This is a genomic window from Streptomyces sp. NPDC101152 (assembly GCF_044768275.1).
Lineage (GTDB): Bacteria > Actinomycetota > Actinomycetes > Streptomycetales > Streptomycetaceae > Streptomyces.
Genome location: NZ_JBIWPO010000107.1, coordinates 1 through 8,594 on the forward strand (window position 1 = coordinate 1; position 8,594 = coordinate 8,594).

Genomic DNA, 8,594 nt, shown 5'->3' on the forward strand with positions numbered 1-8,594 from the left:
AGCGCCATCCCGAACTCATTGACGGCTGCCTCACCGAGACCGGACTGACCATCACTTCACACCAACCGAACCCAACCTGAAAAGCTCAGTAACGGTTCGTCAGCAGGGTTGCACGGCAGGAAATTTCCGGTCGTCCGCGAGGTACTGCAGGCCGGCTTTTCCTCCTCGCGGAACCGGCCGGGTCGTTGACTGGAGCACGGCCGTCGTACACCGACACCCCCTGAGGTACAGATGATCGTGTCAGCGAAGCCGCGCCCGACAGGGCCCTGCGGGTACTCCCAGATCCTTCCCGGGGTGGAGGAAAGCGCCGAGAGCGCCCGCAAGCTCGTCCGTGCGGCGCTCGTCGCCTGGCAGTTGGAGGAACTGGCCGAGGCCGGCTCGCTGGTGGTGACCGAGCTCGTGGCCAACTCGGTCCAGCAGACCAACAGCCGCCATATCCAGGTCGCCGTCTTGCGCCGCAGCGAGGGGTTCGTACGGATCGCTGTGGCCGACAGCGCCCGGATCGCACCCACGATGGCCCAGCCCGCACAGGACCTCCCCACCAGCGGCCGGGGCTTGCTCATCATCAGTGCCCTGGCCGAGCACTGGGGGACGGACATCCACCGCTTCGGCAAGCAGGTCTGGGCCGAGCTGGTGTGGGAGTCGGCCGCATGAGCGAAGACAAGCCCAGGGCGTGGGTGGGCGACAGGGTCTACGACCCCCACGCGGACCGGGAGGGCATCATCACTGACGTCAAAGGCGGGGTGTACATCCTGCGGCCCCCCTCCACGTGGGCGGGCACCTGGACCGCACACGACCCCGACAAGCTGGAGGTCACCCTCCCGCGGGAGGAACGCCTCAAACAGCGCCGCGAGCAACCGTGAACCAGCCGCGCTCCAGGGCGCTGCCTCCCCATCCGCCCGCAACGCCGTGCAGGGGCTAACGCACACCCCAGCACACCCGTCGCAGCAGCCCGCAGGAGGCGATTGCGGTCCGGGTATCCACCCCTCTCAACCACATCTTGCTCCCCAACCGCCAACGCTGAGGCCCCCCTATGCCGCACTCATTAGCGACTACTGCCGCTTCGTCCGCCCCTCGTGTGGAACGGGGCGCGGCCTTTGCAGACGTGCATCTCATTATCAGTCCGGTGGGCGCCGACACCGATCTGCGTGCCGCGCTGGAGGATCTGAAGCTGGGGCGATATCTCGCCGCCCGTGACCTGCTCGCCCGCACCGGCCCCAACTGGGCCCTGCGCACCATCCGCAGCCAACTTCTCGCGGCCGGCGCGGGCGAGCCCGGCGTCTTCAAGACCTGGCGTGACGAGGAACCCACCAATCCGGACGCGGCCATGATGTGGGGCCGTGTCCTCACCCGTGCCGCGCTCACCGCCTACCGCGGCAACCAGAGCCCGCAAGTGGTGGCACGAGCGGCCGGTCTGGCCCGGCAAGCCCTCCACCAGGCAAGAGCCCTTGCCCCCGCATGCCCCGTGCCCTGGGTGGATCTCCTCCAGCTGACCCAACTGCCCTTCGCACCACACCACTTCGACCCCCACGCCCCCCCACGCCCCCACACGCCAGATGCCCTGGGACGCACTGAAAGACCCCGCGATGCACCACCGGGGCCCCTGGCCGCTCCTGGCCGAGATCAACCAGCACCTGTCCCTGTGGCGCGAGCACACACCGGCCTTCGTCCACCGCCGCGGCCAACAACCACCGCCCGCCATGGCACAGGCCACGGCCGGCCTGCTCTCCGCACTCCCCCACCTGGCGCCCCTATACGCGCCCACCATCAACTCCTACAAACGCTACCGACCGCACTCCTTCGCCCCCACCCGGTACAACTGGGGCCACGACCACCGCGGCTGCGCCATCCGCGCCTGCGGCCACAGCGCAGGCACCCATCTCGAGGTACGACTAGCCGGAGCCGACGCCAACGTCTACCTCGCCCTCGCCGCCTACACCGCCGCCATCACCCACGGCATCGAAGAACAACTCACTCCACGGCCAGCCTGCGAGGGCGACGCCTACCACGACCAGGGCTCCATCCCCCTCTATCGAGATCTCGCCGAAGCCCTCGCCTACTTCCAGCACAGCACCATCGCCGACCTCCTCCTCGGCAACAACGTCGTCCGCCACTACACCCACACCGCCCAAACCGAACTCGACTGGCACCGCACACACGTCACCGACCTCGAGCGGCAGCGCGGAATCCGCTGAGACCCCCCTGCCGCCGGGTGACCACTCCCCTCCCCGGCGGCAGGGACCACGTTCCTCGTTTCCCCGGATTGGACGGTGACCCGGGGAAACGAGGCCCGCTCCCAGCCCACGCACTCGCGATGCAAAGGGTGCCGCCCGCTGGTGCCGGGAGCTCACTCACCCCCCATCCGTTCCCTTCTTCTGGAGAGTGCCTTGGTCACACCGCCGGCGTGTTACTCGCCCTCGCTTCGGGCCCGTCCGTCGCCACGGCCCTGACCTGTGCGGAGAAGAGCAACACGGACGACCGTCTGGGTCAGCGATGCGAGCAGGTGACCCAGTACCCACCTGAGCCCCTCTTCGTGCAACAGATCACTATTTCTAAAGGATTCACGTGATGCAGATATCCCCTCCCGGGGAGCGGTCCCTGGGGAAGAAGCAGGCAAGCCTGCTCGCGGCCATCATGCGCCGGGTGCCCATCCCGGGATGCGGCAAGGAGCGCCACGTCCTAACGGACCGTGATGTCCGTAGCGCACTGGCCACCCTTTCGCCCGACAACGCGCAGCAGACCGGGGAGCTGCCAGACCGCCCGCGACGCCAGGACCACAGCGATACAGCGGTATCCGAACAGCACCCCGAAAACCCCAAAAGACAGGACGTTCCGCGTGTTCATCAACATCCCGAGCGAACTCGAAGCCGCTCTGATCGACCTTCCTCTCCCTGCGTGGGAACTGGACGGTTCGTTCCTGGCGAAGTCCACCATGGAGGGGTACCGGACCGAGCTGACGGCCACCCCGCGGTTGGAGGAGACCGCCGCGACGCTGCGCCACGCGCTGACCAGGGAGGGCGGCGGATACGCCATATTGCGTCTGGGGAACCTCGCCAAGGCGCTGGGGACCAGCGACCGGTTCCGGCGGCTGGTGACTGGCTTCGCAGCCGAAGTGGCGGTCCCCTTCTCGCCCTTCCCACGGTGGCCCCTGTGGAAGGACATCGGGGTCAAGGTCGACAAGGACCCCGGCAAGTCCAGCGGCATCGGGTACAACGCCTTCCACATGGACCTGGTGAACGCGAGCCTGCCGCCGGACTACACCACACTCCTGTGCGTTCGCCCCGACCCGCTCGGCGGCGGCCTCAGCATCCTCTCCGACGCCCACGCGGCGGTGGCGCGGCTGTCGGAGGACTGCCGCGCCCTACTGGCCGAGTCGGCCTACCACTACGGGACCTTCTTCGACCTGTTCGGCGTGGGCGAGGAGTACAAGCCGTTCCCGATCCTGGACGGCTCCAACCCGGGCGAAAGGTTCATCCGGTTCACCGCCAAGATGCTGGCGAGGTCCGAACTCAGCCAGGCGCACGCCGAATCCGCCAGGAAACTCGCCGAGGAACTCGTCCGCGGGCAGGTCTCCTTCATGCTCCAGCCCGGGGACTACCTCATCGTTGCCCAGCGCCGTTTCCTGCACGGCCGGGAAGCGCTCCACAGCGGTCAGGAGACCATCCCAGCCGCCGACCGCCGGTTGCTCCTCCAGTTGTTCCTGCGCGCGGGGGCCGGCGCAGGCTCGGCCGCGTAGCCGGCCGACGCCACCAGTGACCCACCGAGTCCCGCACCTGGGTCCAGCCCCTAAGCCCACGGCTCGGCTACGGGGCGGGGCCTGGTCGGACACACCCAGAAACGGCTGCGTACCGGGCTCCACGGGCCCGCGCGCCTTAGATGCGCGAGTTGCGCAGGGACTGCCAGACAGCGCCGGCCAGCGCCCGCGTCGCCTGCGGGACCGACAGATCCTCGTGCTCGCGATACAGCGACCAGTTGTACTTGACCAAGGACATCTTGTTAGAGGACAGCGATCCCGTCTGGCCCGCTCGGTACACGGCGAGAGGTTCGACCAGTCCGCGGGCGTCGGCGCCGTCTCGCATGATGCTCAGCCACAGCGCGTAGTCCTGGCGCTTGCGCATCTCCGGCATCAGCCGGGTGCCCAGGGCGTTGCGGTCGTACATGGCGGTGAGGGCGCCGATGTAGTCCCGGCGCAGCATCGCGCGGTAGTCCACGTGCCCGCGCGCGCGGATCACCCGCCCGTTGGGGACCCAGTCGGTGCTCTCGCCGTCGTAGTCGGCGTCCATCTTGTAATAGCTGGTGAACGTCAGCGGCGCATCCCCCTCGGCGGCGAAGGCGAGCTGCTTCTCGGTCTTCTCCGGCAGCCACAGGTCGTCGGAGTCGAGAAACGCGACATAGTCCCCGCGGGCCCGCTCGATCGCGAGGTTGCGGGCCCGGCCCGCACCGCCCCGCTCGGGCGCTGTCTTGGGCAGTACGCGCTCGTCCTGGGCGGCGAACTCCATCAGCAGGTCCATGGAGCTGTCGGAGGACTGATCGTCGGTGACCAGCAGCTCTACGTCAGCGTGCGTCTGCGTGAGCACCGATCGGACGGCCGCGCCGAGGGTGGCTGCCGAGTTGTAGACGGGCATCACGACAGACACCAGAGGCACAGCACTTCTCCTTGCCAGACCAGGAACGACGGTCCATTCAAACACCGCAAACAAGCAGGAGCTGCCATGCACATAGTTGTCGCTGGTCAGGGCTACGTAGGTCTTCCCCTGGCCGTACGCGCCGCAGAGGTGGGGCACCGTGTCGTTGGCTACGACGTGGACCCGCACCGCGTCCAGCAGCTCGCCGCCGGCCAGTCCTGCGTGCGGGACGTGGCCTCCTCGCGGCTTCGCGCAATGCTGGACTCCGGTGCCTACTCCGCGACCACCAACGCTGCCGCGCTGGCCGGCTTCGACATTGCCGTGATCACCGTGCCGACCCCGCTGCGGGACGGCGTGCCCGACCTGACCTACATCGAGTCCTGCGCCCGGACACTGGGTGAGCACCTGCGCCACGGCGCGACGGTGGTCCTGGAGTCCACGAGCTATCCCGGCACCACCGAGGAGATGATGCTGCCGATCCTGGAAGAGACATCGGGCCTCAAGGGCGGGGCAGACTTCCTGGCCGGCTTCAGCCCCGAGCGGATCGGAAACAAGCGGTGGTCGTTCGACGGGACGCCGAAGCTGGTGTCCGGAATCGACGCCAAATCGCTCGACGTGATCAAGGACTTCTACGACGGCATCTTCCAGACCACGGTGCCGGTGTCAGGGCCGAAGGTCGCCGAGCTGGCCAAGCTGCTGGAGAACACCTTCCGGTTCGTCAACATCTCCATGATCAACGAGATGGCGATGCTGGCCGATGCCCTCGGCGTGAACATCTGGGAGGCGATCGACGCCGCCGCGACCAAGCCGTTCGGATTCACGAAGTTCACCCCGGGGCCGGGGGTCGGCGGACACTGCCTGCCCGTCGACCCGATGTTCCTCTCATGGAAGGCCCAGCAGGAGCTTGGCATCCCGTTCCGGTTCGCGGAACTCGCCGCCGACGTGAACCGGCACATGCCCGACTACGTAGTCCGGCGCCTCGTGGAAGCACTCAACAAGCGGGGCATAGCGGTCAGCGGATCTCAGATTCTGCTCCTCGGCCTGACCTACAAGTACGACGCCACCGACCTGCGCAATTCCCCGTCGGCACGTGTCGCCGAACTCCTCATCGGCCTCGGTGCCGATGTCCACGGCGCCGAACCCAACATCCCGGACGGCGACGACACCGAGCTGAACGTGCCCCAGGTCGATGCGACCCCGGAAGAGGTAGCCGCCGCCGATGCGGTGGTTCTTCTCATGGATCATCCGCGATTCGACCTCGCGATGATCGAGAAGCACGCGCCGTACGTGCTCGACTGCCGAAACCGCCTGTCCGGAGCGAACGTCGAGACCCTGTAGTTCCCCAACCCCCTAAGCCGCTGCTGACTTCAACCCCAGGAGTTCCCTTGCGTGACGAATGGGAGCACGTCCACACGGACTACACCCGGCCCGCGCAGCGCCCCGCGCCTGCCTCGTTGGCCGAGAGCGAGGGCGACTGGCGCCGCTACCTGGAAGGTGACACCCCCAACGGCTGGCTGATCCAGCACAGCGCGATGACCGAAGCGCTCGTCAGCGGCCGGCCCATGTACCTGCTGCACACCACCAAGGACATCGCCGCGATCCGCACCAGCGGTGAGCTGCACGTCTCCACCGGGTGCCTGGTCGGGGCCCTGTACTGCTCCCCTCTGACCCGTCAGCGGGAAGGACTGCGTCCGCACAATCTCGGCGCCTACCTGATGCAGACGAAGCCCGGCACCACGCCCATGATCTTCGAGGTCATCCCGGATGCTCCGATGCCCACCAAGGGCGTGGACTATCTGCACCTCGGTGCCATCCACCTGCGTACCTACCTGCGCTACCAGAACTTTCTCACCCTGGCCGAGAACGACCAGCTCGACCATGCCGTGCTGACCGCGCTGGGCGCCGCGGCCGGATTCCTCGACACCGCCCTGCGCAACGCAGTCGGTCGCGCCACGAAGGCCCCCGAGTTCATCGACCAGTTGGCCGCTGCCGTGCCCGCTGTACCGTTTCTCGGCTACCTGTACTTCGAGGTGCTGTCCGAGTACCTGATGCTCCACTCCACGACTCCGGAGACCAGGGGCTACGCCCAGGCCGGAGAGCTGAACAACTGGCTGTACAAGCGACTCGCGTTCGCCGCCGTGGACGGCATGCACCGACTGTTCGACCTGGCCCGCTTCCATCCGCGCCACCAGCAGCTCGTCCAGCTCATCGCCGGCGTGGAACCGGCGCTCGCTCCGGGAGTCGCCGAGTACGTGCGGCGGCGGCTGTCCCATCTGTTCGCCCGGATCGCGCTGCACCCGTCCCACGATGCGGCCACGGTGAGCTTCCGGGGCATTGATCTCAGCGCGCTCCGGTACGTCGCGCCGGGGCTGGTCGGGCAGATGGTCTTTCGCGAGATCCGGTACATGCCGCGCTATCGGCAGCTCTACCACTGCTTCGAGAAAGCCAAAGCACTGGAGGCTTGGGACTACTGGAACCACGAGGGCATCCCCACGCCCTTCAACGGCATCCTCCCCAAGGGCGAGATCGGGATACACCCCGTCTACCCCCGGTCGGCAGTCAGGGCGTGGACGGCAAAGCGGGACAGCAGAGGCTTCCTGCACCCAGCCCAGGAGATCACCGCTGTCCTCACGCCGCACCTGGCGTCGTGGTGGGCGCCACCTCGCAACCGCGGACGGATGATCACCACTGATCCCCAGGTCATGGTGGACCGTAGTCCCCGGTCCTCGGTTCCCGCCTACCGGTCATCTATCGAGGGGATCTCCGCGTGACCACGAAACCCCTGACTATCCTCACCGGCATCAACCGCACGTCCGAGCCTTCGTCCGGCAGCATGATCCTCGTCGGCGACCTCTACCACGCCATGCCCAACACCCATACGACCTTCCTCGGCCGGACACCAGTCCAGCAGGTGTGGAAGACCGCGTTCGATCACCTGATCCCCCTCTCCACGACGAAGCAACCCCAGGGCCCTGGCTTCGACACCTACGTGGACGAGCTGACGCAAGAGGTAGGGACGCTCATCGAGCAGATCCCGCCGGACGCCATCCACGCCCAGAACGTCGGGTTCGCACTCAGCCTCGCACTCAGTCGCACCGCCGGCACGATCCCGATCATCTCCATCGCTCACGGCCCCGAAGTGATGGCGGCCGAGCGCAACATGGCGGAGCACGAGGCCGTGCTCGAAGTCGCCGGCGCCAGCGCCGCGATCGTCACCCCGACTTCCCTCCTCGCCGACCGCATCGATCGCCTCACCGGGCGCCGGTTCACCGACCGCATCGTCATCATCCCGTGGGGCATACGTCTGGCAGATGCCCATGTGCGTGATCAGCCCTCCGCAGGGTCCGGTCCCCTGTCTCTGGTACACGCCGGCCGCCTGGACGACAACAAATCCACGATCACCGCCGTTGAATCCCTCGCATTGACCGACCAGCCGCACCACTTGACCGTGATCGGCAACGGACCCCTACGGGAGCATCTGGAACAGCGGACTATCGAACTCGGCCTGCGGGATCGAGTCCATTTTGATCCGTTCCTGCCCCGCGCCGAACTGTGGCGCCGCCTGCCGAACTTCGACGCCTTCGTCTTCACGACCAAGGGTCTGGAGGCCTTCGGGCTCGTCCTCGTTGAGGCCCAAGCCCACGGACTTCCGGTTGTCTACTCCGATCTTCCCGGTGTGAGGGAAATCCTCGGGAGCGCTGGTGTTCCGTACACTCCCGGCGACCCGAGCTCGCTGGCCGTGGCCCTAGACGAGATGGGCCGAAACTTCCATCGGCGGAAGACCCTGATCAAGGCGGCTCCACATAACGCGCGCCGATACGACATCACTGCCACCAGCCGCCAGCTTCGCGACTTAACGCTCCGGGTTACCTCCTACCGGTAGTTCGTTAAATCCGGCGGTAGAGATCAAGACCGTGTCCGGTGGTGACCGCGTCGATCAGGGCCTGGAGCTCGGAGGGTGGGTCCGTG

Annotated in this window: 8 protein-coding genes; 7 read left to right on the forward strand and 1 reads right to left on the reverse strand. The window is 67.2% G+C overall.

The window, feature by feature from the left end:
* Positions 1-294: 294 nt before the first annotated feature.
* The 4 genes from ACIRVK_RS44710 (at position 295) to ACIRVK_RS44725 (ending at position 3,736) form a co-directional block, all read left to right on the forward strand.
* Positions 295-654, forward strand: coding sequence for an ATP-binding protein (locus tag ACIRVK_RS44710; protein WP_404257791.1), 360 nt, complete (start codon positions 295-297; stop codon positions 652-654).
* Positions 651-863 carry a hypothetical protein gene (locus ACIRVK_RS44715; RefSeq protein WP_404257793.1) on the forward strand — a complete coding sequence of 71 codons (213 nt, stop codon included), beginning with the start codon at positions 651-653 and terminating at the stop codon, positions 861-863. Before ACIRVK_RS44710 ends, ACIRVK_RS44715 begins: the two co-directional genes overlap by 4 nt.
* A gap of 693 nt (positions 864-1,556) precedes the next feature.
* On the forward strand, positions 1,557-2,195 hold the full coding sequence (locus ACIRVK_RS44720) for a glutamine synthetase (RefSeq protein WP_404257795.1): 639 nt from the start codon (positions 1,557-1,559) through the stop codon (positions 2,193-2,195).
* 641 nt (positions 2,196-2,836) lie between these two features.
* Entirely contained in the window at positions 2,837-3,736 is a 900-nt protein-coding gene (locus tag ACIRVK_RS44725; protein WP_404257797.1) for a TauD/TfdA family dioxygenase, read from the forward strand.
* 136 nt (positions 3,737-3,872) lie between these two features.
* Here the strand turns inward: ACIRVK_RS44725 and ACIRVK_RS44730 are convergent, their stop codons facing one another.
* On the reverse strand, positions 3,873-4,646 hold the full coding sequence (locus ACIRVK_RS44730) for a glycosyltransferase family 2 protein (RefSeq protein WP_404257799.1): 774 nt from the start codon (positions 4,644-4,646) through the stop codon (positions 3,873-3,875).
* A 66-nt stretch (positions 4,647-4,712) separates the two neighbouring features.
* Between ACIRVK_RS44730 and ACIRVK_RS44735 the strand changes: the two genes are divergently transcribed.
* Genes ACIRVK_RS44735 through ACIRVK_RS44745 form a run of 3 tightly spaced genes read left to right on the forward strand, consistent with a single transcriptional unit; the run spans position 4,713 to position 8,508 of the window.
* Complete coding sequence (locus ACIRVK_RS44735; RefSeq protein ID WP_404257801.1) at positions 4,713-5,963, forward strand: nucleotide sugar dehydrogenase; 1,251 nt, start codon at positions 4,713-4,715, stop codon at positions 5,961-5,963.
* Positions 5,964-6,010: 47 nt separating this feature from the next.
* Positions 6,011-7,396: a hypothetical protein gene (locus ACIRVK_RS44740; protein WP_404257803.1), complete on the forward strand. Its 1,386-nt coding sequence runs from the start codon at positions 6,011-6,013 to the stop codon at positions 7,394-7,396.
* On the forward strand, positions 7,393-8,508 hold the full coding sequence (locus tag ACIRVK_RS44745) for a glycosyltransferase family 4 protein (protein ID WP_404257805.1): 1,116 nt from the start codon (positions 7,393-7,395) through the stop codon (positions 8,506-8,508). The genes ACIRVK_RS44740 and ACIRVK_RS44745 overlap by 4 nt, the downstream gene beginning before the upstream one ends.
* Positions 8,509-8,594: the final 86 nt, after the last annotated feature.